Origin of the sequence: Rhizobium sp. NZLR11 (genome assembly GCF_019685115.1) — a bacterium.
In the GTDB taxonomy this organism is placed as follows: Bacteria; Pseudomonadota; Alphaproteobacteria; order Rhizobiales; family Rhizobiaceae; genus Rhizobium.
Map to the genome: position 1 here is coordinate 21,930 of NZ_JABDWD010000014.1, position 22,604 is coordinate 44,533.

Below are 22,604 nucleotides of genomic sequence, written 5' to 3' on the forward strand. Positions count from 1 at the left end.
CGCAGGGCCCTGTAGCAATAAAATCGAAGCCGTAGTGCCCCGTCCTCATCGTCGAGTAGTTCGTTGATGATCGCTTCTTCGCGTGGTCCTTCCGGCCAAAGTCGCCCGAACTCAACCCCGTCGAAAACTTCTGGCAGTTCATGCGCGATAACTGGATCTCAAACCGGGTCTTCAAATCCTACGACGACATCGTGGGCCACTGCTGCGACGCCTGGCGGAAGCTGCAGCAACAGCCGTGGCGCATCGGTCGAAGAAAATGGATCAGTGAGTTTTAATCATTGAGCGCTGGTATTAGGTGGTTGTGCAGGTGGCAAATCACGCGCCCGCAGGAATACGTTTTCCATCTGCCAGTGCTCGTTTGTAAAGCGCGGATCGCCGACCCACTCGTCCCAGCCATGATTGCGGCGGAACTCGCCTAGCAGGCCGGAGGCAAGGATCGCTGCCTTGTCGACCGGCTGCGGTTTCTCGCAATCCGGCCCGACATAGATGGCGTCATGAGGGCAATAGAGCTCGCACATGAAGGGATTTCGTTTCGGCAACTTCCTGCAGAAACTCCGTCGTGATCTCCAGGTCGTCCATCGTCTCGTAGCCGAAGGCGTTGTCCTGCCGCCACATCCAGGCTTCCGGCCCACCGCAGTCTTCCTTCGGGCAGTCGCCGTCTCCTCCCGTGCATGCCGGATAGTGAGCGCCCGGTTTGACTGACTGGCGCTCCTCTAGCCGGATCTCGTGCTCCCAGGGAATGTTGAGGTCATATTCGTACAGGAACCGGCTGCCTTTGCGCAGCTTCGCCAAGCATCATGGCCGGGGAACGGACACCTGTCTCCCACGAGCCGTACCGCGCCGTTTGAATGATGAACTGGTAAAGGTGGATGCCTTCCCATCCCATCGCGACCTGAAGGACGCCATGAAACTCGCGCAGCGTCATCGTCGAGGCAACCTGAACCCGACGCCACACCATCGGGTTCACATCCTTTAGCCAGACGCGGAACTGCAGGATGAAAACCTCAGAAAATCCAGCTGCGCCCGTGCAGGGGGCGGGGATCGTCGAACCACAAGGAGGGCCGCCATTAAAAGCGGTCTCTACGGCAGCCTTCTTGACTGTCGAGAATGCGACAGAGCTTATTGGAAAATGGGCGTTGCAAACCCCAACCAGATATGTCTTTATACTAGTACGTCAGTTTTTAAAACTCTCCGATCAGAAAAGAATAATCGGGACGAATGGGGAGTGACTGAAGGGAGTCGAACTTTGTCCGAAATCATCCGCCTCAAAACCAGTTCCCGCTCTCGTGGATCACATCAAGCAGGGCCCAATCGAAACGGGCAGGTCGAAAGAATGTCCCCGATGACTGAGCAATCCCCGACCGAGCAATCGCAACACGCAGAGGAAGTCCTTCGTGTTTCGAACGTCGAAAAGTCCTTTGGAACGCATCGGGTCCTGGAAGATATCAACTTTACCATGAAGACGGGTGAGGTCATTGCCATCATCGGGCCGAGCGGCTCTGGCAAAAGCACGCTTCTACGATGCCTCAATCAGCTCGAGCCGCCGACACAGGGCTCGATCCGCATCGCCGGCATCAGCGTCGATGCCAAGCGTCCTGCCACGAAAAAGCAACTGACCGAACTTCGCCGCGCCGCCGGTATGGTATTTCAATCGTTCAATCTTTTCCCGCACATGTCGGTGCTGGCCAATGTCAGCCTGCCGCAGCAGCGTGTGCTCGGCCGTAGCAAGGCCGAAGCCGACAGGCGCTCGCTTGCCCTTCTCAAACGTGTCGGGCTGGAGAACAAAGGCGATCAGTATCCCGTGCGGTGTTCGGGTGGTCAGCAGCAGCGCATCGCGATTGCGCGCGCGCTTGCTCTCGACCCGAAAATCATGCTCTTCGACGAGCCAACCTCCGCACTCGACCCGGAACTCGGTCTGGAAGTCCTCGCCGTCATGAAGGAGCTTGCCGAGGGTGGAATGACTATGATCGTTGTCACCCACGAGATGCATTTTGCGGAAACCGTCTCCGATCGTGTGATCATCATGGCCGATGGCCGCATCCTCGAGGAGGGGCCGAGCGCATCGCTAATGCGCAACCCTCAGACGGAGCGGGCGCAACGCTTTCTGCAGGCGGTCAAGAACCGATGAACGCAGAATTATTCGCTATCATTTTGAGTGGCATTCCCTGGACGATCGCCATCACGATCGGGGCGTTCATGTTCGGAGCGCTGCTTGGGCTCCCCCTCTGCGCCATGAAAGTGTCGCGGTCGTGGTTGCTTCGCGCGCTTGCAACCGCACTCATTTTGACCTTTCGGTCGATCCCGCCCATCGTATGCCTGTTCTTCCTCTATTTCGGCATTGGCTCGGGATACCTTCAGGTCGGCCCGGTCGAGTCTGCGATCGTTGCGCTGGGCGTCATCACTGGCGCGAACATGGCCGAGATCTATCGCGGCGCGTTGAAGAGCATCCATGTCGGGCAGTGGGAAGCCTCACACGCGCTGAACATGCCGCGTTGGTCGGTATTTTTCGACATCATGGCCCCACAGCTGATCCGGGTCATCCTTCCGTCAGCGACGAGCTACATTATTGGGCTCCTGAAGGATTCAGCCATTGCCTCGACGGTCGGCGTCACAGAAGTCGCCTTCCAGGCTAGTTTCGTGTCGCGCCGCAATTTCGAAGGTCTGGAGGTCTTTGCGGTCGCCGGCCTTCTTTACATTCTCATCAGTCTGCCTGTTGCGGCTCTCGCCCGCTACAGTGACGGCGTCATGCGTGCAAAGGTGGCCCGATGAGCGATCTTATGGATTTCTGGCAAGAAAACCTGCCAACGATGGTCGACGGGCTTCTTGTGAGCCTTGAGGTGACGGGGGTCGCCTTGTTCATCGGCATTCCGCTGGGATTGATTCTGGCATTGGGCGTTCAGACAAAATCAATGTTTGCTCGCGCGACATCGATTTTCGTGGTGGAGATCGGCCGCGGTGCACCAGCACTCATCCTACTGCAATTTGCCTATTACGGCCTTCCAAGCACTGGCATCAGTCTAACATCCTTTGCCGCTGCCGCGGCTGCCTTATCCTGGACGACCGCGGCCTATACCAGCGAGATCATTCGGGCCGGACTGCAGGCCGTTCCCCACGGCCAGAAGGAAGCCGCCGTGGCCGTCGGTTTCACGTCACTCGATGCGCTTCGCTATGTGATCGTCCCGCAAGGACTTCGCGTGGCGGCCCCTGCCCTGCTGGGCTTTGCGATCCTTATGCTCCAGGCCACGTCGCTTTGCTTTGCGATCGCTCTGCCGGAACTGCTGTCGCAGGCCTATATGATCGGCACGACCACGTTCCAGTATCTGCCGATCCTTCTACTTGCGGGCCTGCTTTATGCGTCCATCTGTATTCCGGCAACAATTCTCGTGTCGTCGCTTGAAAGGCGGCTTGGCCGGCACACGGCCTAGAACCTGAGAACCACCTCTCGAGGTGGCCTTCGCTTCTCGGCGACGAGTCCAAACGGGCTCCAAGACCGCCGGGATATCGAATATGTTGCTTTTGCGTGCGTTGCCACATGCAATCCCGCCCAATTTTTAATCCGATCAGTCCGAATCAATTGACTGATTGGTCAAATTTTTTGTAAGTTTGCGTTGCGCTAAGTGGTTAATCACGCCACTGCGGCGACTGCCGGAATCAAGCCAACCCATCCGAAACCATTTGAGCTGGCGACGATCATTAGACATTGAGCACGAGGCAAAGATGAATTTGAAAGTGCGGGAAGAGCTGAAAGCGAAAAAGCAAGCCTATGTTCAGGAGGAAATCCTGACTGCTGCTGCTACGCTTTTTGCGGAGACCGGCATTCGCGCTGTCACCATCGACGATATCGCAAAAAGCCTGGGCTACACAAAGTCCGTCGTCTACTATTATTTCAAGAACAAGAATCAGGTCCTGTGGGAGATCTTCCAGCGTATCCACGAAGCTTGGTGGCAGGATATGGTCGCCATCATCGGGACGGACTTGCCAGCTGACAAGCTTCTGGGTGCAATGATCCGCAAGCATGCGCTGAACGTCATGGGCCGCGCGGCTTGGACTGCGATCTATTTCCGCGATCAGGGTGAACTAACCGATGATCAGCAGAAAATCATCGTCAAGCGCAAGCGGGAATATGACCAGCTTTTCAAGAACGCTTACGTCAAAGGCGTGGAAGCGGGCATCTTCCGCGACATCCCGACCTATCTGATCGTCAGTTCGATCATCGGCATGTGCAATTTCACGCACGCGTGGTTCAAGCCGAAGGGACAGCTTTCACCGGACGACATCGCCAACCATTATGTCGAGATCATTCTCAACGGCTGCAAGGCGTAGCAGCCAATCCAACTAGTGTCCCGTCACTGAGGTTATGACTCGTTGGGCAATGGTGTTGGATAAGATTTAGCCATCTTTTCGCGGGCCTGGTCTGTCGAGAACATCCATCGGATTTGAGCACCGCTTTCGGATCGCCGTCGCTCCCAGGCCTGAACCTCGGATTTGAGCAAGTCGCGGTTTTCGATGCGGCGGTCAAGACATTGTCGGCGCATAACGCCGATCTCGATCTCGGCCATATTGAGCCAGCTCGCGTGGCGGGGCGTGTAGTGGAATTCCAGACGTCGTACGATCCGACGCGCCTCGGCGGCTGCGGAGGTCTGATAGACAGCGGAGGCCGTGTGGGTTGATAGGTTAACCATCACGACACGGACCCGGTCGGCGTCGGGATAATCGACGTCGACGAGGTCGCGCATGCAGACGGCGAAGTCTTCGTTGGCGCGCCGATCTGTGACCTTAACCTTACGCCACGATCTATTGGCGTCGACGGTCACGAAGAGGTTGGCCGTGCCACTGCGCTTGTATTCTGAAATCGTAGCGGTATCGCTTTCCCGGTTTCTGCACGATAGGCACGCGCACCTCGCCGATGAGCTGGATCGGACTTTCATCGAAGCAGACGACTGGTCGCGTCGGCTCATCGAGTGAACCAGATTGTGGTGCTTCAGGAACGATGCCCAGTCCATGCTGGTGAATTGCGATCCCTGATCCGAATGCACCAGGACCTTTTCCTTTGGCTTTCGCCTCCAGACAGCCATCAGCAACGCCTGCAGCACGACATCCGTCGTCTGTCGGCTCTGCATCGACCAGCCGATGACACGGCGGGAATAGAGATCGATCACCACCGCAAGATAGGCGAAGCCTTCGTTGGTTCGGGGAGGAGAAGCGCAGATGCGCTTCTCCTCCCCGAACCGTACTTGCACCTTTCAGCGCATACGGCTCTCTATTCAAGCGTGGCTTATGGCCATAGCAACATCATGATAGTTCGACGTGACAGTGCTGCGGTTTTCGATCCGGAAGATGTATGGATTCTCCTCCGGATTACGCCACCGAAATTGCGCCTTTGGGCTTGAGACAAGCCGTTGCAGCGCTTTGCCGACGGGGTCGCCGCGTTCGTTCCGACCAAACACGAGCCAGGTTTTCGCCTTGCGTCGCCCACCCCACCAACTGGCGGTTCAGGCTGGCGATCATGTCGACTGTGCTGACACTATGATTGCCGGAAAAGGTTTCGGTAAGTCTGCGGACAAACCCCTTGGCCTTTTCCTTGGGTATGGTCGTGACGACGGACATCCGTCCGTGTGCCCCTCGCTTCCGAATGATCCGGTACCCAAGAAAGACGAAGCCGTCATTGACGTGTGTAGCGGGCAACCCGATTGGGGCAGGATGTCTCGCCGTAATCGAGCAGGTCGTCATGAAGTTTGCGATAAACTCTTCGCTGAAATTCGCTTTGCTCATGATGCTCTTCTTGCCTCAAATCTAGGAAGAAGGTGCCTACAAATCTCGGGGCTATTCACAGGCTCCGCTTCGAACGACGAAAGCGGAGCCTCGATTGTCAGATCAAGCAGCAGCCTTTGAGTGGAACATGACCTTCCACTCGCCTTCTTGGCAAACGGTGCCTTCCTGATTGCGGACCTCGACCCAGAAGTTGACGATGCCACGCGCCGGGTTGCTGGTGGCGCGAACGCCGGCGACCTTTTGATAGACATGAATGGTGTCACCGATCTTGACGGGAGCCTTTAGGTTCCAGGTCATGCCGAGGAAGGCGATTGCGGTTCCTTCCTTCAAGCCCAGACGAAATTCAAGGCCTGTCGCGATCGCGAAGACTGCGGGCCCATGCAGAATGCGTGTGCCGAACGGTGTTGTCTTTGCAAATTCCTCGTCTGTGTGGACCGGGTTAAAGTCACCCGTCATACCCGCGAACATGACAATGTCGGTTTCGGTGATCGTGCGACGCGGCGTGGTCCAGTTCTGATCGACCTCGAAATCGTCGAAGAATTTTGCGTTCGGCCCTACGTTGAGTTCGCCAGTCATAACCTCTCCTTAAGATTAGAATACTTGTTAGTCTTTTTTTCGACCTATTGGTCAAAATAGTCAAGCTATTGTTCTGATTTGGCTTATGAAACCCGACCTCGATAGCGATCTATCCAGGGCGCGGCCTCTTCTAGCCTGGCCGAGAGGCGCAGGAGCTCGGATTCCTTTCCGAAATGACCGATGAACTGGATGCCGACAGGAATACCGTCCTCTGTCCAGTATAGAGGAACATTGGTGGCCGGCTGACCGGAGGCGTTGATGATCGCGAGGAACGTCGTGTATTCACCGACACGGTTGCGGAACGTCCTGAAGTCGCTCTCCATCGTCATTATGCCGAGCTTGGCGGGAAGTTGCGTCAGCGTCGGCGACAATACGAAATCGTAACCGGACATGTAGACTTCCATTTGCCGGGCAAGCGCATGAAAGCGGTTGATGGCAAGCGCGTATGTCTCCGCGCTCAAGGTGGTGCCGATGTCGTAGGCGTCGACGATCGCCGGCTCAAGCTTTTCGCGCCAGGCCGCGTCCGGGCTCGACCGCAGCTTGCCGTTGACGGTCAATGTAACACTTGCGGCAAGGACGTCCTGATGGGCGCGAAGAAAGCTCTTGTATTTGAGATCTGGAAGCGGAGCCGACACCACCTCGTGCCCCATGGATGCCAAGAGCCTTGCGGCTTGATCGACGGCCGCAATGCATTCATCCGCGACGGGGATGTCGTCGAAAGCCTGCGTCCACGTGGCGATCCTCAGCGGCCGGTCGAACGCGACATCAAGCAGGTCCAGATACTTTCCCGGAACCTCCGGGGCAGCATAGGGGGCGCCGATCTCCATACCAACAATGCCGTCCAAAGCGGCCGCGGTATCGCGCACCGTCCTGGTCAGGACGCCGTCGGCAGCAAGGCCGCCCCAGGCCTCTCCGCGCGATGGTCCGAGCGGCACCAGCCCGCGTGACGGCTTCAGACCAAAGACACCGCAGCAGGCGGCAGGAATGCGGATCGAACCGCCCCCGTCACTGCCATGGGCGATCGGAACAACACCCGTGCTGACTGCGACCGCAGCACCACCGCTCGATCCGCCCGCCGACCGCGTCTTGTCCCAGGGATTGAGCGTGGGACCCGAGTTCTGCACGGCCTCCGTTGTCGGCGCCATGCGGAATTCCGGAACCGTCGTGCGGCCGAAGGAGATAAACCCATCGGAAATGAACCGCTCGTTCAGCGTCGCGTTGATCGGTGATTTGAGCCCAGCAAACAATCGGGAGCCTACACTGGACGGCAAGGTCGTCGAAGCAAGCCCAGAATCCTTCAACAGGAACGGCAGGGCACCAAACTGCCCCCTAAGCTCGGACGTTTCCGCCTGCGCCAAAGCCTCTTCGGGTCTGACATAGCAAAGCGCATTAAATTCGTTGTCGCAGTCTTCGGCCAGGACCAGCGCACAGCGCATCAGTTCTGCAGCCGGGAATGAAGCAAAGAGGCAAGGCTCAGGCCGTCAAGGGATCGATATTGCAAACGGTCCATCGCATCACTCCAAGAGGTTGATCTCTGGCTAGTCAGCGAGCTGCCAAAAGCGGCTCGACACGTTCTTTCAGAAGCTTCTTGTCGGTCTTTCCAGTCTTTCCCTGGGGCAGGACTGGCTCGAAGAAGATCGTGCGTGGCACCTTGAAGTCGGACAACGTGGCTTCGACATGCGCAATGAGCTCGTCCTGCGTCACCTCCGATCCGTGACGGCGCACGACAATTGCGACTGGGATCTCCCCGAAGATGCGGTCAGTCGCCCCAATGACGGCCGCATCCTGGACACCTGGATGAGCGATCAATACCTTTTCGACCTCGGAGGGCGAGATATTCGCCCCGCCGCGAATGATGATCTCCTTAATGCGGCCGGTGATGTAGAAGAAGCCGTCTTCGTCGCGCTTGACGAGATCCCCTGTTCTAAAGAGGCCATCGGTCATAGTGGCCTGAGTCATCTCAGGATTTTTCAAATACCGCTTCATCGTGGCGGCTGCCTGCACAAGGAGCTCGCCGTCCTCATCCACGGCGCACTCGCTTCCATCTGAGCGAACAACCTTGACGATCGCGCCGGGCGCCGCCCGACCGATCGAGCCATCAGGGAGAGCGTGTGCGTTATCAAAATACCGTCCGAAGACCGGGGTGCATTCGGTCAGCGCGTAGTAATTTTCCAGCGATCTCGCAAACTTGCCCTCGAAACGGCCGGCCATTTCGTCGGAGAGGGGTGCGCCGGCACAGATCAATTTGCGCACGCCGCTCAGATCGAACTTGAGATCACGTTGCTCGCAATATTCAAGCATCATGGAAAACATTGTCGGCACACCGTGGAATACCGAAACCTGGTGTTCGATGAAGGCTTCCAGGACGTCGCGCGGGTGGAAGCGGCGAAGAATGATCACTGTCCCACCTGCCTGCAATCCCGCTGCAGCGGCGGTCGAGAGTCCATAGAGATAGCCGAGCGGCAGCGCGACAAGCGTCTTGTCGGCCGACGTCACGCCCCACAGCCTTGCCAGGGCGATCGGGCAATTGATCTGCGCCTTGTGATCAAGAATGATTGCTTTCGGCGCTCCTGTTGAGCCGGACGTGTAAATGATCAGGAAGTCGTCGTCCGGCTCGACCGATGGCGCGGCGATTTCCGTTGCGGGCAGAACATTTCCTAACCGGCTCATGGGGACGAGCGCCTCTGCAGCGACTGCGCCCTTGGCGGTATCGGCGACCAAGTCGTCGTAGAACAGGATTTTTGCGTCGCTGTGTCGGAAGCTGTATTCGACTTCGCTTTGCGTCAGGTTTGGATTGAGCGGCACGAAGATTGCTCCCAATCTGGCCGCAGCATAGTAGCAATAGATCAGCTCAGGGCGGTTTTGCGCAAATGCGGCAACGGTTTCGCCTTTGCCTATACCGAGCGCTAGCAGATGGCGCGCCGTGTTGTCGACCTTCTCGAGCAATTGCCGGTAGCTCAGGGACTGATCTTCAAAAATAACAGCCACCTTGTCAGGGTTTGTCCGAACCGAAGCCTCAAGGGCTGCAAAGACGGATGGAAATGGCGCTGCGGAATTGTCTGTCACGTTCAAACCCTCGTTTGCGATATCAGCCATATCGCTTTTTGTCGCTGGCCCTGAGGACCTGTCAGAAGAAAGACTGTCTCGTCGCGCCCAATTCGGCGGGCGCAACTGGCGCTTGGGCAGGCTAAAGAGATCGCACCCGCCAATGTCGGGCCGCATCTGCAACCGTCGAGAACGTCGTGCCCGATGTCGATTTCATGTGGTCTATCAGGCGCGACAGCATTGCCATGCGCGGGCCGCGGCCGATGATTTCGGGATGCATGGTCAAGGTGAATACCGAACCTTCGATCGTGACCGAGAAATCGAATTCTTCGCGCCAGAGCTCGTAGACCTCAGCCGGGGTTCGCATGCCGAGATAGAGCGGCTTGTTCAAAAACATGAAGTGCGGAAAGTCGTCGAGCTCCCAGGCTACCGGAATCTCGACCACCTTCGACGCTGGACCTGCCTGGTATGCTTCTTCCGAGACTTGAAAGCCTCTCGAGGCCCAATATGGCTTGTAGTCGTCGGCCATCAGGCTGCTGTCGTAGACAATGCCCCGCTCTTCGAGCAGCGAGATCGAATTCTCCGACAGATCCCAGGCGGGCGAGCGGTATCCGACCGGCGTAAAATCCTGGCCGAGCGCATTGCGTAGTTTGGCGATCGCTTTATCCAGGAGGGATGCCTCATCGGTCTTACTTAAGCCAACCGGCGTTTCGTGACAGTACCCGTGGATCCCGATCTCATGGCCGTCGTCCAGAATGCGCCTCGTCTCGGCGTTGAACGAGACCGCAGTGTGTGCCGGCACGAAAAAGGTTGCCTTCACGCCCTTTTCCAACAGGAGCGCCAAGACCCTGGGCAACCCGACCCTCGGGGCAAACTCGCCGCGCGACATCGGATTGGCCGTGGCCTGCTTCAGCGAACTGATCCATAGCGAGACGGCATCGAAATCGAAGGTGAGGCAAACGGTGGTCATGGCACAAGTCCGAGATAGGTCTGCTCTTCGTCGCCATTGATGCGGCGAGAGATGACGATCCGGTTGATGTCGTTCGTGCCTTCCCCGATCGTATAAAGTAACGCCTCGCGGTAAAGCCTTTCGACCGCATATTCCTGGATGTAGCCGGCGCCCCCGTGAACCTTGACCGCGTCGTGAACGATCTCCACCGCCGCGTCGCTGGCGTACATTTTCGCCATTGCGCTGATCATGTCGCAACGCCCGCCGCGTTCCTTCATCCAGGCTGCTTCCATGGTGATCAAACGCGCGGTCACGAGTTTCGTCGCCATGTCGGCCAGCTTGAACTGGATTGCCTGGTGCTTGTCGATCGTCACGCCGAAGGTGACGCGCTCCGATGCGTAGCGCTTTGCTTCAGAGAGTGAATTTGCGGCAAGACCGACCGCGCTGATGGCAATCCCAATCCGGCCGATCTCAAGAGAGCCGAACAATTGATGGAAACCCTTGCCTTCGGCAGCACCGAGCAGGTTCGCTTTGGGAACGGCGACGTTGTCCATTTCGATTTGCACGGTATCGACCAAGCCAAAGGCCATCTTGTGGAACGTCGTGGTCACGGTCACGCCGGCGGCGGCTTTATCGACGAGAAGCAGGCTGAACTTCTGTTTTGCCTCCGGGCTCTCCCTTGGATGCTTGACCAGCGTCAGCAGGAGCGTCGCCTTGTCGCCATTTGTAACGTAGGTTTTGCTCGCCGTCAGATCGTAGGCCCCTCCCCGGTCGACCGCGTTCGCGCGAATGGCCTGGAGATCAGATCCGCAGCCCGGTTCCGTCAGGCAAAGCGAGCCCCTGAAATCGCCCGTCGCTAGACCCGGTAGGTATTTTTCCTTTTGCTCGCCGGTTCCGTGCGACGCTATCGCATAGGCCACCGTCGAATGGCTGTTGATATAGGCTGCAAGTGTGGTCCAGCCGCGCGCGACAATCTCCATAACGGCGGCAAAGACCGGAACCCTGAGGCCGAGGCCCCCAAACTCTTCTGGAACCGCGATCCCGAAGAGACCAAGCTCTTTCATCTCCTCGACAATGGCCTGCGGGTAGATGCGGTCCCTCTCAAAGACCATGACATCTGGCCGGACGCGCTCTTCGATGAACCGCTCCACGGTGGAGACGATTTCGTTTTCTTCGGGCGTAAATTGCTCGTAGTTCATCTGCCGTCCACTGCCTCCCTATGGGCGAACCTTGGCCGGAAACGCCTTGCCGAGGTCCCGGAGAATTTCACGTGCCGCATTGTGACCGGGCACGCCGTTAACGCCGCCGCCCGGGTGGCAGGCTGCGCCGCACATGTACATCCCAGAAATCGGTGTACGATAGTCGGCGTAGTGCTGGATCGGTCGGCGGAAGAACACTTGGTCGAGGCTCATCTCACCATGGTGAACATGACCGTCAACCATGGCAAACATCTCCTCGATGTCCTTCGGCGTCAGGATCTGGGCGTGCAGGACTTCTTTTTCGAAACCCGGCGCATAGCGGCAAATCTGATCGACGACGATGTCGAGAAGTTCCTTTTTCGTCGTCTCGTCCCACTCACGTCCGTTGAGCTTGTAGGGGACGTGTCCGCCCATGATCTGAACGACGTGCTTGCCCTCAGGGGCGACGGTCTCGTCAAAGGCGCTCGGCGTGGTGATCCAGAGATATGGATGTTTGGCCATCTCACCGTTTTGAGCGGTGTGAAACGCATCTTCCAGCTCACCGCAATTTTCAGCAAGTGTGACAGAGCCTGGGTTCGGCTCGTTTAGTCTGCGGCTGTCGTAGGCCGTCCATCGCGGTAACGCATTGCAGGCGAGGTTGATCTTAAAGGCAATCGACTTGGTGCGATGGCGCTCGACCTGGCCCTTGACGGCGTCCGAAAGGTGTTCTGTGCCGATCAGGTCGAAGTAGGTCATCTTCGCGCCGGCGTTTGAGACGACCGTCTTGGCTATAAGATGCGGGCCGCTTTCGAGTTCGACGCCAACGGCTTTGCCGTTACTGATAGCGACTTTCCTAACCTTCTCACCGGTCAAGACCTCGACGCCGTGAGCCTTGGCGACACGCAGAAGCGCTTCAGATATCGAACCCATGCCGCCTTTGATCAGCCCGCCTCCGCCAGCAGATGTCGAGTTGTCGCGCAGGTAAGGTCTCGCGAGCACGTAGGCTGAGCCTTGGGTCTTCGGGCTGATCAGACCTGCCGAACCCGATGCATAACTGCCGAATGCCGTCAAAACCTCATCGCTTTCGAACCAGCGGCGCAGATAATCGTCAGCGCTGAGGGTGAGCAGGTCCCAGATGTCATAGACGCGGGCGCCGATGTCACGTAGCCGCCAGGCAAGCGACATGGCCTTTGTGATGTCCTTGATCTTGCCGGTCATCGGGTCTACCGGAGTCTCAAACATCAGCCGGCGGATATAGGGAATGATGTCGGCCATATGGGCGGCAAACTTCGGATAGTTCTCGGCGTCCTTTTTCGAGAACTGTGCGAGTTCCTCGACGAAGCGCTGCTCATCGGGCCAATAGACGATGCTCTTTCCACTATCGAACGGATGAAAGCTCGGAGGGACAGAGATGACTTCAACGCCATTTTCCTGGAGCCCGAGGTCGAGCATGATCTTCGGCTGCAGCATGCTCATCCAGTAGGACGCGACAGAGATCGTAAAGCCCGGCCAGACCTCGCGGGAGATCGCAGCCCCGCCGACGAACGGCTGCCGTTCCACGACGCAAACCTTCAGTCCGGCCTTTGCGAGATAGCACGCACAGACGAGACCATTATGGCCACCGCCGATGACGATTACATCGAACTTTCTCATCGAGACCTCCGGCATTACGGGACGACCGCGAGCACTTCGGCTTCGACCAGCAGGCGGGGATCGTAGAGGGCCGCCTGAACAATCACGCTTGAGGGCGGGCAGTCCTGGTTCCAGTAACGGGCTCTGACGGAACGCAAGGTCGCCATCGTCGTCTCGTCGAAGCTTTTGACATAGCAGGTCATCCGCGCAACGTTGCCAAACTCCAGGCCCGCGGCGGTCAGCGTCACCCTTAGGTTGTCGAACAACGCGACGATCTGATCTTCCGGCGAAGATACGATGATCTCGCCGGCCGCGTCGGTTCCAACATGCCCTGTCGAAACGAAAACGCCGCTACCCTTAAGGATAACGCCTTGCGAAACGCCGGGCCATGCGCTTCCTGGCGGGTTCACTGCGGTCAACATCATGCAACTCCTTCAAAGGCCTCGGTGTTATCCTGACGATAATTCCGTTAGTCCCAGATGTACAGCAAATCTGACTGATAGTACAAATAAAAATACTTGATCGTCAGTTTTTCGAGCGAGCTGGCTTTGGAACGAAATCGCGCTGTTAAACGCGAATGTCTACGACCCAGACGCTGCCCACCAAGCCGCCGAAGAGAGCCCGTACAGGGTCGGAGGCAAAGCGCCCGGCAGCGGCGGTCTTTCGAAGGAGAAAGCTGAGAGCCTTTAGGAGCAAAGTCGCCCAGCGAATGTCATCGGGTGAGCCGGAGCTCCCGGGCCATATCATTCCGCGGCCATGGACAGCCTGCGTTTTGTTCTCGTCGGTCTGCATGCGAGCCCCTTTTTTGTTCTATCGGCAGACGATACCACTTCGGTCGTGCCGGTCAAACATTTTGACGTCAAGGTATGCTGGACGGACCAACCAATCAAAAAAGGAAAAAGGCCGCTCAAGGGCCCCCTCAGCTTGGATCACGCAAGCGGTATCGCCAATGACAAACACGTTCGGCTGGCCGGAGACAGTCAGATCCGGATTCACGATCGTGCGTCCAGCGCGATCTGAATTTGTAGCCAACCATTTGGCCGCCGGCGACGCCTTCACACCTGCAGCCCAAATGATGGTCTTGCAGGCTATGAAATCGTCCCCGATCGTGCCCCCCTCGACGGAGCAATTGGTCACCGGCCGACCGAGTATGATTTCAACGCCGCGCTTACGCAGGCTATCGTGTGCATAACGCGCAAGCGCTTCGTCAAAACTTGGCAATATCCGTCCCCCTGCCTCAATCAGGAGGACGCGGGTCGCACGCGTATCGATACGGCGGAATTCCTGCGGAAGCGTTCTGTGGGCAAGCTCGGCGATGATCCCCGCAAGCTCAACGCCTGTTGGCCCTGCCCCGACAATCGCAAACGTTAGAAACGCTGCTTTCTCTCCTGACGACCGCGTTGCCTCTGCCCTCTCGAAGGCGAGCAAGGCTCGTCGACGGATTGTCGTCGCATCCTCCAGCGTCTTGAGCCCGGGAGCGACCGGCTCCCATTCATCCCGGCCGACGTAGGCGTGCGTTGCGCCCGTTGCAAGCACCAGACTGTCGTATGAGATAGCCTCGCCATTGCTGAGCGACAGCTCATTGGCTTTCGCGTCCACGGAAACGACCTCGCCGAGCAGCGTCGTCACCTCCGACCGGTTCCGATAAAGAGAGCGGATCGGCCAGGCGATTTCCGATGTCGCCAAGAGTGTCGTTGCCACTTGGTAGAGCAGAGGCTGGAAAAGGTGATGGTTGCGCCTGTCGATGAGCGTTATCCGGGTCGGAACGCCCATGAGGTCGTTGATCAGTTGCAGGCCGGCGAACCCGCCACCGACGACGACGAGATGATGATCTTTCATACGGGTCCTGTCTGTGGTTTGCGCGTCGGGTTAGAGCGGCTGAATGTCCTGGAGCCTGAAGAGCGACTGCTCTGCCTCCAATCTGATCACGTCGGGCAACGGCAAGCTTCTCCGCTCCTTGAGGTCGAAGTAGACCGATTTGATCTCGTTCGCTGCGGAGAGGTTGCCGGTCATATCGTAGAGCTTATGGAGCGTTGTCAGTGACGTTTGTCCGACGCGTCCAACGGTACTGTCGATGTAAAAGAGGCTGCCGATCTTGAGCTCCTTCGAGAAGCTCACCGTGTGCTGGACGTCCGCCCAGCCTTGGCTATGCTCTGTCTGCCACTCTGCGCGGTAGCCCAGAGCATGAACCAGATGCCACATCGCCTGGTCGAAGGCCGCGACATAATACTGGACGTTCATGTGGCCCATGGCATCACAATTTAAAGGATAAACCACGCCAGAGTAAGTTCTCAATAGAGCCTCCAATGATGATGCTGCGATCAGCTCCGCCCGGGACGGATTCGCGACGATCGTCTCCAAAAGAAATTATACCACAAAATCCGAAAAACATACCCGCTGGACAAATATTTCGATCCTTGATAACTATTTTGGCGAGCGGCCAGTCTATGGTCGGAATACCAGTTCAGGAAGGAGCGAGTATATGACCACTGATGTGCGAAAGTCGTGGACTACCAGCGTGAGCGATGTCGAGGATGCAGATGTCTTCATCCGCGGCTACAGCCTGGGCGACATTATCGGCAACATGTCCTTTGCGGCGGCAACCTATCTGCTCATTCGCGGAAAGCTCCCGACACCGGGACAGACGAAGATGATCGACGCGGTCCTTTGCTCCGTCCTCGATTATTCTCTGAAGAAGCCGGGAACCGTGGCAGCTCGCTACTGTGTCTCCGGCAATCCCTCAATGGTTGCCGGTCTTGCGACGGCGATGCTTTCGGCAGGCGAATATACGCTTGCGCCTGATAGCGCCGGGGCCTTCATTCGCAACACCTACGACACGCACCGCAAGCCCGGCGCATCCATCGACGAATGTGCGGAAGCCGCGGTCGACGAGATCCGCCAGACGAAGATGCGCGTTGGCGGCTTCGGCCATCCGAACTTCAAATATCTCGACCCGCGAGCGCAGAAGCTTAAGACGATTGCTGTCGAGGCGGGCGTGTGGGGTGATGTCTGCGACTGGTATGAAGCGGTTCATCGCGCTTTCATCAAGCGGGTGAACAAGCCCGAGATGGCCATCAACGAAGTCGGCATGATGGCTGCCATCCTCACGGAAATGTCGTTCACCCCCGACGAAATGACAGGTCTTGCCCTTCTGTCGACGTTCCCCGGCGTCGTTGCCCATATCTCCGAGGAGCTTCAGTCGAAGACCCGTATTCGCACGCTTCCCGACGATATTGTCGACTACGCGCGCGAGCGCAAGGAATTGAACAGGGATCTGGCAGCCGCGGGCTGGACTGCTTGACCGGTCAGGCGAGCGGGCGTCCCATCTGAGAGGCGCCCGGCTCATCGAAACACCAAAACCGGATCAGCCATCCTTAGGCAAGGCGATGGATATCGCGATCGCCGCCCCGATCGGTCCGGACCGCCGCTCCAGCATTTGAGCGATTTTTTCCTCTCGGCTCTCATCAAACTGCTGCCCGACATTGCATTTCAAAAGATCAACGACCCAGGATTCAAGGCGCCAATTGCCGGTAGCCTGCGCACCGTCGAGCTGAGCATATGTGGGCGATTCTCCCTCCTTGAGGGCTTCCAGCGACGTCTCGACGGCACCCGTCGTCCGCACGCGGCAACCGACCGGAGCCTCTTCAAATCGGACATACTCCTTGACGGGATACCGGGTCGATGACGGCACGGTTGGTGGATTATAAAGGAGGTAGTAGACGACCTCGCCAAAGACATTGTTCATGTCCTTCATCGCCGCCACCTGCTTGCTGCCCGCTTTCAGGGCAGCGTATTTACAGCCGTCCACGAAATCATACTGGACGTCCAACTTGTGCAACGGTGAGTGAGGATCCCGACGCAGAAACTCGTTCATGCCATATTGAAATCCCACCGGGTCTTCGTCCTGGACATCATTGTTCTCGGGGTAGAGCCGCTTGGACTGTAATAGACCAATCTTTTGCGCAATAAGCGCCTCGGCCCGGTAGACGAAAACAAGGATTGCAATATCGGCTGTCTCCCAACTGTAGAGACGTCGCGGGCCACCGATATTGTGCACGTCCATTTGCACGAGCGCTCCGGACGGCAGAAGTCTTGGGGCGCAAGAGGGTATAATTGCTTCGATTAGCCCGTCATCCAGGCTGGTTTCGCGGATGTTGGGAACATTGATCAATCGCTCCGACACAATGCGGTTCGCCTCGGCGAACACCTTGTAAAAGAACTCAATTGCATCATCGGGAATGCCAGGCCAGTTCAACATATAGCTCCTCCGCGGTCACGTCCCGTTGCAATCGACGCCGGCCACGCAATGGTCTTGCCGACGACCTTACCCGAGATCCGTTGCCAGAAAAATAGAACCCGGACGTAAGCTCGCAAAGCCGTTCAAGCCACCAAGCATGGACGGCCGCAAAAACCAAAAGACCGCTTCGGCTGCCCGAAGCGGTCTTCACGGTAAAAAGCTGAAAGGGACTACTTCACCATACGTGGCTCACCGACGTCTCCGACCTTCTTGTCAAAGCCGGCAGCTTCTAGTTCTTTTACAATCGTCGCGTCCTTGTGCTGGCCTTCGATGCTTTTGTCGAGGGCGGCCCCGAGCGATTCATTCCCCTTCGTGTAGATCACGCCGGCCTGGGCGGGCAGGATCGAAGCCTGGATGCGCTCGTCAGGCTTTGCGAGCTTGATCTGGATGCCCTTGTAGCCGTCCGCCGTCTTCTGGATGTAAGCGCCTGAATTGTAACCGTCCGCGGCGATATCGATACGTCCGGCTTCTAGGTCCTGTGCGAGCGCCACAGGCGTCGGATAAAGCTTCAACTTGGGTCCGAGCATCTTCTGCATCTCGCCAACCCAAAGATAGCCCTGGACGGTACCGACATTCTTGCCGTCGAAGGCGGCCACAGTGTCTGCGCCATCCTTGGAGAAGATCCCCATTGGATCGAGATAGGTCGGCGCCGACATCGACACGGCCTTGGCTCGTTTTTCGGTGCGGTTCCAGCTTCCTATGGCAACGTCTGCCTTGCCGCTGACGACCGCCTGGATGGTTGCTGCCGGATCGAGCACCATGGGAACAACCTCCAGACAATTTTCCTTGGCGGCGCGGGTGACAATGTCGACGTCGATGCCGGAAATGCCCTGGCCCGAGGTGACCGAGAAAGGCGGGTAGTCGTAGGCAGCAACGATCAGCTTACCTTCCTGGACGGTTTTGACCTTTGTCGCACAGTCGGCTGCGAAACTGGATGCGGCCTGGGCCAGCAGAGCCATTGCTGTAAATGCTAGAATACGCTTCATAGTTATTCCCTCTCTTTGCTTTTTGACGAAGGTGACTGGCTTGCCGGTCTCACCCTGTAACCGGATCTTGGAAAACACAGAGGCTTTCGAATTCTCGGACGGGCGGGGCTCAGTCCTGCAGCAGGCTCTCCATGCGCTCCATCGCGTCGACATATTCGGTCAACATGTCGTAGACGACCTGCTTGACGGTCTTCGGCTCGTTGACCTGGCCGACGACTTGACCTGCTGCATAGGTCATCCAGTCCTTTCGATGGGACCGCTCCGCCCTGCGGAAAGGCTCGCCCGACAAAATTGACTGGAGAGGGACTTTCAGAGGCTTGGGCGCGTCTTCAGCCGCCCAGGCCTCGGTGAACTTGCTTTTCAGCGCACGGCACGGCTTGCCGGTATAGCCGTAAGTGATGACTGCATCGGTGGATTTGGCCGCGTATAGGACGTCGCGCATATCCGGATTGAGCTCGCTTTCGACGGTACCGAGCCAAACCGTTCCGCACCAGACGCCCTCTGCGCCTAGGGCAAGTGCTGCCGCCATCTGGCGGCCGTTGCCGACGCCGCCGGCAGCCAAAACCGGGATCGGATGAACGCGATCGACCACTTCCGGCCACAAGACCATTGAAGCCACGGTTCCGGTGTGTCCACCGCCCTCTGTGCCCTGGGCTATGATCAGGTCCATGCCGGCTTCAACCTGTTTTTCGGCTTGGCGGGACGATCCGACTAGGGCGCCGAACTTGATCCCGGCAGCGTGAGCCCTGTCGATCACGCTTGATGGGGCAACGCCGAGTGCGCTGACAACCAGCTTGACGGGGTGGCGCATAGCGACCTCAAAAAGGGCGTTACTCTCCTCCTGCGTGAAGCTCAAGTTCGCGGCATAGTCTTCGTACCAGCCGTCGACATCTTCTTGAGGAAGTTCGGGCACACCATCCTGGGACATCAGGCCGTTGATATAGTCGACCTGCTCGCGTGGAAGGATCTTGCTGGGACTCTTGCCGCCTGAGATGTCGGAGGCGGTCGAGGTGAAGATCATGTCCACACCGTAGGGCTTGCCCTCAATGTGATCGTCGATCCACTTCAGTTCCTGCTCAAGATGCTCAGGCGTCATCCAGGCGGCTCCGAGAACCCCGATCCCACCGGCTTTTGACGTCGCGACGACGACATCGCGGCAGTGACTGAAGGCGAAGATCGGGGCTTCGATGCCAAACATTTCAGTGATGGCCGTTTTCATCAAACCTCTCCGCCTAAATTAAAGACTTTTAGTACTGTTATTTTGACTAGCAAGTATGTCAACAGAAATTTTAGTCGTCCGCGTCGTGCCCAGCCTGGCGATATGCGCTTGACAAGGAGCCAAAAGAGTAATCAAACTTTCGGGTCTAATTTACATTCCCTTTGGTCAGTTTTTGTGAGCGCCAATGACAAAACGCATCAACTTCATCAATCCGTTCGGGTCGGAAAGCTATGACGCGATCATCCTAAAGACGTTGTCGCACTACGCGTCCGAGGGCACGGCCCTTGACGTCACGCATCTCGACAATTGCCCGGCGGACATCGATTTCTTCTATTCAAAACACATGATCGAACAATCGCTCTTCGAGCAGATCATGGTGGCGCAGGAAGCCGGATACGACGCCGTGATCGTCGGCTGCCTCTACGATCCGGGCGTCAGGATCGCGCGCGAGCTCGTCGACATTCCGGTTATCGGCCCACTTGAAGCATCGTTCCAGATGGCGGCTTACTACGGACACTCAACGATGGTGCTGACTGATCACCGCAAGGCTGTTCCCTATATCTACGATCAGGCTCGCCTGAATGGCCAGGGCAACACGGTTCGCGGCGTCGATGCAATCGATTGGTTCGTTAAGGACATGATCCATGACCGGCAGGCCGTTGCCAAGGACGTGGTGCGCCTGTCCAAACAGGCCGCAGAGCGCTTCGGAGCCGAAACCGTCATCATGGGCTGCACCATAATCGCAGCGATCTACCAGGAGTACCTGATGGACGGCGGCAGTCCCTCGGAGGTGCCAATCATCAATCCCAACCTGATGGCGCTGAAAATAGCGGAAGGACTTGCCGATCTTCACAAGAAAGGCGGCTATCAGCTGGCTCGCCAGGGCTTCTACATGCAACCCACCGGGCATTTCAAGGACGAGTTCGATAATGCCCGACGCGTCTGGAATGCATCGAAACCGCAATCTGCCAGATAGCTAGAGCCGCACCCGCGGCGACACTCGAAAACAGATCTATGATTGGAGAATGCTGTGGAACTGAGCTTGTCGGGACGAACAGCAGTCATCACCGGCGGAGAAACCGGCATTGGCGCTGCCATCACGCGCGCCTTGGCCGAGGCGGGCGCAAACGTCGTCATCGGGGGGATCCTCGACCAAGTCGGGACGAAATTTTCCGATGAACTGGTCGCAGCTGGTTTGAAGGTCTTTTTCCAGAAGACCGACGTCCGCGTGGAAGGAGAGGTCAACGCTCTGGTGGAAGGCGCTGTCGAGCGATTTGGCGCAATCGACGTCATGGTGAACAATGCCGGCGTGTTCGACGGATTTGCCGATTGTCTGGAGACGACTGAAGCACTCTGGGACCAGATTATCGACATCAATCTGAAGGGTACCTTCTTCGGGTGCCGGGCAGCCCTGAAGCACATGATGGCAAAAGGCGCAGGCAGGATCATCAACACATCGTCGGTTGGCGGACTACGTGGTGCGGCGGATGGCGCCTCCTATACGGCGTCGAAATTTGGTGTTGTGGGCCTTACACGCCAGATCGCTGTCAGTCACAGCCAGTATGGGATCACGGTCAACGCAATTTGCCCGGGCGTAATCCAGACCGACATTCGCGGTAACTCTGCGGCCATCTTGGGTGCCGACGGTCCCGACATGCAAAAGGGCGTCGGCAGCGATCCGGAGGGATACAAGCGGCTAGTTCCGGCAAAGCGCAAGGGCTTGCCGCACGAAGTTGCTGCGGTTGCTCTGTTTCTGGCGACAGATGCCGGAAGCTACGTCTCCGGCCAGGCGATTGCCATTGATGGCGGGTGGACGGCCACCTAACAGATACAATCTTGGCAGCGCCCCTTGCAACCGTTAGGGGTGCATATGCCGCGATCGAAACACGGCATACATGCCACTGGCCGGGCTGAGCACTCCCCTTATTAGTGAGTTCTCTTTGAGGGTTGACCATGCTGGCCAGGATCTCGCTGCGCCATCCCCCGTCCTTGAAACAAACGGCATTCCAGAACTGAAAAGGCCGCAGACAGGTTGTCCGTCGCGGCTTTATCGTGCCTCACCGAGTGATCGTCGGCTGTTCATTCGGCAATGTAGCTGCTCACGAGGTTCGGCTTTGCGTTGCGCCACGCCTGAAGGGTGACTTCTGTGACAGCCTGGAAGTGGCGGTCTTTCGGCTGACCGTAATAGCCAAGCCGTGAAACGTGGTAGTTCCCCTTCTGGTAAAGATTAGCAAGCGTTTCGGCCATGCCAAGCGCCATCAGATTGGGATTGAGGATCGGGAACGGTGCCGGCTCTCCGCCGTCCATCAAGAACTTCTGGTAGGAGGCTGCGATGATGGTGCAGTTCAAAATGACGGCTTCGGCTCCAGTGCGCTCGATCGACTTTGCGGTTTGTTCGACGACATCATGGGCGACCGCCGAGGTGTCCAGTACCATGTCCTTGACGTACCAGTCGATCACATCAAGGCCAAGGATCCTATCCGAGGCACCGTAGAGCTTGACATTGTCCTTCATCTGCGAACCGGCTTTGACATGATCAGCCACAATGACGGCGGTGCGTCCATAGAAGGAAAGCATGTTCAAGCTTGCCTCGAACGGACCGATAACCGGAATGTTAACCAGCTCACGCGATACCATAACGCCCGGATCATAGCAGCAGCCGACGATCACAGCGTCAAATCCATCTTCCTCGGATTTCCTGACGGCTTCGAATAGAGCCGCTTCGACCATGTGCTTCGGATAAAAATAGTCCATATCCGCCGGGCAGCCTTCGAGATGGGTGACCTCGAGCTGCGTGTCCTGCATGGCGTAATGCGTCAGCGTTTCCTGGATGAGGTCGTCATAGGCTGTGGTCCCGAACGGGTTGATGAAATTGATCCGACGCGGCATCTGGATTCTCCGTCACGCTGTTTTTGATAGATCTGACCAATGGGTATTTTAAATTGTCCCT

24 protein-coding genes and 4 pseudogenes are annotated in these 22,604 nt (G+C 57.4%); 9 read left to right on the forward strand and 19 right to left on the reverse strand.

The window, feature by feature from the left end:
• Positions 1–95 precede the first annotated feature (95 nt).
• A pseudogene (locus tag HJB83_RS34225) lies at positions 96–275 on the forward strand (transposase); the annotation flags it as partial.
• On the opposite strand, the gene HJB83_RS22450 reads toward HJB83_RS34225, so the two are convergent.
• The 3 genes from HJB83_RS22450 to HJB83_RS34765 are packed head-to-tail and all read right to left on the reverse strand — an operon-like array spanning position 276 to position 958.
• Complete coding sequence (locus tag HJB83_RS22450; RefSeq protein WP_221159600.1) at positions 276–518, reverse strand: hypothetical protein; 243 nt, start codon at positions 516–518, stop codon at positions 276–278.
• Complete coding sequence (locus HJB83_RS22455; protein ID WP_221159601.1) at positions 493–792, reverse strand: plasmid pRiA4b ORF-3 family protein; 300 nt, start codon at positions 790–792, stop codon at positions 493–495. Before HJB83_RS22455 ends, HJB83_RS22450 begins: the two co-directional genes overlap by 26 nt.
• Positions 749–958 carry an IS1096 element passenger TnpR family protein gene (locus tag HJB83_RS34765; protein ID WP_409079183.1) on the reverse strand — a complete coding sequence of 70 codons (210 nt, stop codon included), beginning with the start codon at positions 956–958 and terminating at the stop codon, positions 749–751. Before HJB83_RS34765 ends, HJB83_RS22455 begins: the two co-directional genes overlap by 44 nt.
• A 37-nt stretch (positions 959–995) precedes the next feature.
• On the opposite strand from HJB83_RS34765, the gene HJB83_RS22465 reads away from it, so the two are divergent.
• From HJB83_RS22465 to HJB83_RS22485, 5 genes are all read left to right on the forward strand, one after another.
• Positions 996–1,229, forward strand: a complete 234-nt coding sequence (locus HJB83_RS22465; protein WP_221159603.1) for a hypothetical protein — start codon at positions 996–998, stop codon at positions 1,227–1,229.
• Between the two features lie 113 nt (positions 1,230–1,342).
• Complete coding sequence (locus HJB83_RS22470) at positions 1,343–2,128, forward strand: amino acid ABC transporter ATP-binding protein (protein ID WP_221159604.1); 786 nt, start codon at positions 1,343–1,345, stop codon at positions 2,126–2,128.
• Entirely contained in the window at positions 2,125–2,769 is a 645-nt protein-coding gene (locus HJB83_RS22475; protein ID WP_221159605.1) for an amino acid ABC transporter permease, read from the forward strand. The genes HJB83_RS22470 and HJB83_RS22475 overlap by 4 nt, the downstream gene beginning before the upstream one ends.
• Before the next feature lie 38 nt (positions 2,770–2,807).
• Positions 2,808–3,425: an amino acid ABC transporter permease gene (locus HJB83_RS22480; protein ID WP_259671393.1), complete on the forward strand. Its 618-nt coding sequence runs from the start codon at positions 2,808–2,810 to the stop codon at positions 3,423–3,425.
• Between the two features lie 292 nt (positions 3,426–3,717).
• Entirely contained in the window at positions 3,718–4,323 is a 606-nt protein-coding gene (locus HJB83_RS22485) for a TetR/AcrR family transcriptional regulator (protein ID WP_221159607.1), read from the forward strand.
• 32 nt (positions 4,324–4,355) lie between these two features.
• Here HJB83_RS22485 and HJB83_RS22490 read toward each other — a convergent pair.
• The 12 genes and pseudogenes from HJB83_RS22490 to HJB83_RS22540 form a co-directional block, all read right to left on the reverse strand.
• Positions 4,356–5,040, reverse strand: a pseudogene (locus HJB83_RS22490) (IS630 family transposase); the annotation flags it as partial.
• Positions 4,947–5,192: pseudogene (locus HJB83_RS34230) on the reverse strand (DDE-type integrase/transposase/recombinase); the annotation flags it as partial. The pseudogenes HJB83_RS34230 and HJB83_RS22490, both read right to left, overlap by 94 nt.
• A 166-nt stretch (positions 5,193–5,358) precedes the next feature.
• Complete coding sequence (locus HJB83_RS22495) at positions 5,359–5,772, reverse strand: hypothetical protein (protein ID WP_259671400.1); 414 nt, start codon at positions 5,770–5,772, stop codon at positions 5,359–5,361.
• 102 nt (positions 5,773–5,874) lie between these two features.
• Positions 5,875–6,348: a MaoC/PaaZ C-terminal domain-containing protein gene (locus HJB83_RS22500; RefSeq protein ID WP_221159609.1), complete on the reverse strand. Its 474-nt coding sequence runs from the start codon at positions 6,346–6,348 to the stop codon at positions 5,875–5,877.
• A gap of 83 nt (positions 6,349–6,431) precedes the next feature.
• Positions 6,432–7,784, reverse strand: coding sequence for an amidase (locus HJB83_RS22505; protein ID WP_259671382.1), 1,353 nt, complete (start codon positions 7,782–7,784; stop codon positions 6,432–6,434).
• Between the two features lie 106 nt (positions 7,785–7,890).
• Positions 7,891–9,570, reverse strand: coding sequence for a class I adenylate-forming enzyme family protein (locus HJB83_RS22510; protein WP_259671383.1), 1,680 nt, complete (start codon positions 9,568–9,570; stop codon positions 7,891–7,893).
• A complete protein-coding gene (locus HJB83_RS22515) occupies positions 9,536–10,363 on the reverse strand; it encodes a polysaccharide deacetylase (protein ID WP_221159610.1) in 828 nt (275 codons plus the stop codon). Before HJB83_RS22515 ends, HJB83_RS22510 begins: the two co-directional genes overlap by 35 nt.
• The gene (locus tag HJB83_RS22520) at positions 10,360–11,541 is read right to left on the reverse strand and encodes an acyl-CoA dehydrogenase family protein (RefSeq protein WP_221159611.1); all 1,182 of its coding nucleotides are present in this window, start codon (positions 11,539–11,541) and stop codon (positions 10,360–10,362) included. The genes HJB83_RS22515 and HJB83_RS22520 overlap by 4 nt, the downstream gene beginning before the upstream one ends.
• A gap of 18 nt (positions 11,542–11,559) precedes the next feature.
• Positions 11,560–13,173 carry an NAD(P)/FAD-dependent oxidoreductase gene (locus HJB83_RS22525; RefSeq protein WP_221159612.1) on the reverse strand — a complete coding sequence of 538 codons (1,614 nt, stop codon included), beginning with the start codon at positions 13,171–13,173 and terminating at the stop codon, positions 11,560–11,562.
• 14 nt (positions 13,174–13,187) lie between these two features.
• Complete coding sequence (locus HJB83_RS22530) at positions 13,188–13,574, reverse strand: RidA family protein (protein ID WP_221159613.1); 387 nt, start codon at positions 13,572–13,574, stop codon at positions 13,188–13,190.
• A gap of 493 nt (positions 13,575–14,067) precedes the next feature.
• Positions 14,068–14,991 (reverse strand): annotated as a pseudogene (locus HJB83_RS22535) (NAD(P)/FAD-dependent oxidoreductase); the annotation flags it as partial.
• Positions 14,992–15,021: 30 nt separating this feature from the next.
• Complete coding sequence (locus HJB83_RS22540) at positions 15,022–15,513, reverse strand: thioesterase family protein (protein ID WP_221159615.1); 492 nt, start codon at positions 15,511–15,513, stop codon at positions 15,022–15,024.
• Between the two features lie 121 nt (positions 15,514–15,634).
• Between HJB83_RS22540 and HJB83_RS22545 the strand changes: the two genes are divergently transcribed.
• Positions 15,635–16,453: a citryl-CoA lyase gene (locus HJB83_RS22545; protein ID WP_221159616.1), complete on the forward strand. Its 819-nt coding sequence runs from the start codon at positions 15,635–15,637 to the stop codon at positions 16,451–16,453.
• Positions 16,454–16,516: 63 nt separating this feature from the next.
• On the opposite strand, the gene HJB83_RS22550 is transcribed toward HJB83_RS22545, so the two are convergent.
• The 3 genes from HJB83_RS22550 to HJB83_RS22560 form a co-directional block, all read right to left on the reverse strand.
• Positions 16,517–17,410, reverse strand: a complete 894-nt coding sequence (locus HJB83_RS22550) for a hypothetical protein (RefSeq protein ID WP_221159617.1) — start codon at positions 17,408–17,410, stop codon at positions 16,517–16,519.
• Between the two features lie 209 nt (positions 17,411–17,619).
• The gene (locus HJB83_RS22555) at positions 17,620–18,435 is read right to left on the reverse strand and encodes an ABC transporter substrate-binding protein (protein ID WP_221159618.1); all 816 of its coding nucleotides are present in this window, start codon (positions 18,433–18,435) and stop codon (positions 17,620–17,622) included.
• A 109-nt stretch (positions 18,436–18,544) separates the two neighbouring features.
• Positions 18,545–19,654 carry a nitronate monooxygenase family protein gene (locus HJB83_RS22560; protein ID WP_221159619.1) on the reverse strand — a complete coding sequence of 370 codons (1,110 nt, stop codon included), beginning with the start codon at positions 19,652–19,654 and terminating at the stop codon, positions 18,545–18,547.
• 184 nt (positions 19,655–19,838) lie between these two features.
• Between HJB83_RS22560 and HJB83_RS22565 the strand changes: the two genes are divergently transcribed.
• Both HJB83_RS22565 and HJB83_RS22570 read left to right on the forward strand, forming a co-directional pair.
• Complete coding sequence (locus HJB83_RS22565; RefSeq protein ID WP_221159620.1) at positions 19,839–20,630, forward strand: aspartate/glutamate racemase family protein; 792 nt, start codon at positions 19,839–19,841, stop codon at positions 20,628–20,630.
• 54 nt (positions 20,631–20,684) lie between these two features.
• A complete protein-coding gene (locus tag HJB83_RS22570) occupies positions 20,685–21,479 on the forward strand; it encodes an SDR family NAD(P)-dependent oxidoreductase (RefSeq protein ID WP_221159621.1) in 795 nt (264 codons plus the stop codon).
• Positions 21,480–21,733: 254 nt separating this feature from the next.
• Here HJB83_RS22570 and HJB83_RS22575 read toward each other — a convergent pair whose 3' ends face one another.
• The gene (locus tag HJB83_RS22575) at positions 21,734–22,543 is read right to left on the reverse strand and encodes an aspartate/glutamate racemase family protein (protein WP_221159622.1); all 810 of its coding nucleotides are present in this window, start codon (positions 22,541–22,543) and stop codon (positions 21,734–21,736) included.
• Between the last annotated feature and the right edge of the window lie 61 nt (positions 22,544–22,604).

Excerpts from the sequence above, each read along its gene's own strand:
- HJB83_RS22450 (WP_221159600.1), bottom strand. The coding sequence starts at position 518 with ATGTGCGAGCTCTATTGCCCTCATGACGCCATCTATGTCGGGCCGGAT.
- HJB83_RS34765 (WP_409079183.1), bottom strand. The coding sequence starts at position 958 with ATGGTGTGGCGTCGGGTTCAGGTTGCCTCGACGATGACGCTGCGCGAG.
- HJB83_RS22465 (WP_221159603.1), top strand. The coding sequence starts at position 996 with ATGAAAACCTCAGAAAATCCAGCTGCGCCCGTGCAGGGGGCGGGGATC.
- HJB83_RS22470 (WP_221159604.1), top strand. The coding sequence starts at position 1,343 with ATGACTGAGCAATCCCCGACCGAGCAATCGCAACACGCAGAGGAAGTC.
- HJB83_RS22475 (WP_221159605.1), top strand. The coding sequence starts at position 2,125 with ATGAACGCAGAATTATTCGCTATCATTTTGAGTGGCATTCCCTGGACG.
- HJB83_RS22480 (WP_259671393.1), top strand. The coding sequence starts at position 2,808 with ATGGTCGACGGGCTTCTTGTGAGCCTTGAGGTGACGGGGGTCGCCTTG.
- HJB83_RS22485 (WP_221159607.1), top strand. The coding sequence starts at position 3,718 with ATGAATTTGAAAGTGCGGGAAGAGCTGAAAGCGAAAAAGCAAGCCTAT.
- HJB83_RS22495 (WP_259671400.1), bottom strand. The coding sequence starts at position 5,772 with ATGAGCAAAGCGAATTTCAGCGAAGAGTTTATCGCAAACTTCATGACG.
- HJB83_RS22500 (WP_221159609.1), bottom strand. The coding sequence starts at position 6,348 with ATGACTGGCGAACTCAACGTAGGGCCGAACGCAAAATTCTTCGACGAT.
- HJB83_RS22505 (WP_259671382.1), bottom strand. The coding sequence starts at position 7,784 with ATGCGCTGTGCGCTGGTCCTGGCCGAAGACTGCGACAACGAATTTAAT.
- HJB83_RS22510 (WP_259671383.1), bottom strand. The coding sequence starts at position 9,570 with ATGCGGCCCGACATTGGCGGGTGCGATCTCTTTAGCCTGCCCAAGCGC.
- HJB83_RS22515 (WP_221159610.1), bottom strand. The coding sequence starts at position 10,363 with ATGACCACCGTTTGCCTCACCTTCGATTTCGATGCCGTCTCGCTATGG.
- HJB83_RS22520 (WP_221159611.1), bottom strand. The coding sequence starts at position 11,541 with ATGAACTACGAGCAATTTACGCCCGAAGAAAACGAAATCGTCTCCACC.
- HJB83_RS22525 (WP_221159612.1), bottom strand. The coding sequence starts at position 13,173 with ATGAGAAAGTTCGATGTAATCGTCATCGGCGGTGGCCATAATGGTCTC.
- HJB83_RS22530 (WP_221159613.1), bottom strand. The coding sequence starts at position 13,574 with ATGTTGACCGCAGTGAACCCGCCAGGAAGCGCATGGCCCGGCGTTTCG.
- HJB83_RS22545 (WP_221159616.1), top strand. The coding sequence starts at position 15,635 with ATGACCACTGATGTGCGAAAGTCGTGGACTACCAGCGTGAGCGATGTC.
- HJB83_RS22550 (WP_221159617.1), bottom strand. The coding sequence starts at position 17,410 with ATGTTGAACTGGCCTGGCATTCCCGATGATGCAATTGAGTTCTTTTAC.
- HJB83_RS22555 (WP_221159618.1), bottom strand. The coding sequence starts at position 18,435 with ATGAAGCGTATTCTAGCATTTACAGCAATGGCTCTGCTGGCCCAGGCC.
- HJB83_RS22560 (WP_221159619.1), bottom strand. The coding sequence starts at position 19,654 with ATGAAAACGGCCATCACTGAAATGTTTGGCATCGAAGCCCCGATCTTC.
- HJB83_RS22565 (WP_221159620.1), top strand. The coding sequence starts at position 19,839 with ATGACAAAACGCATCAACTTCATCAATCCGTTCGGGTCGGAAAGCTAT.
- HJB83_RS22575 (WP_221159622.1), bottom strand. The coding sequence starts at position 22,543 with ATGCCGCGTCGGATCAATTTCATCAACCCGTTCGGGACCACAGCCTAT.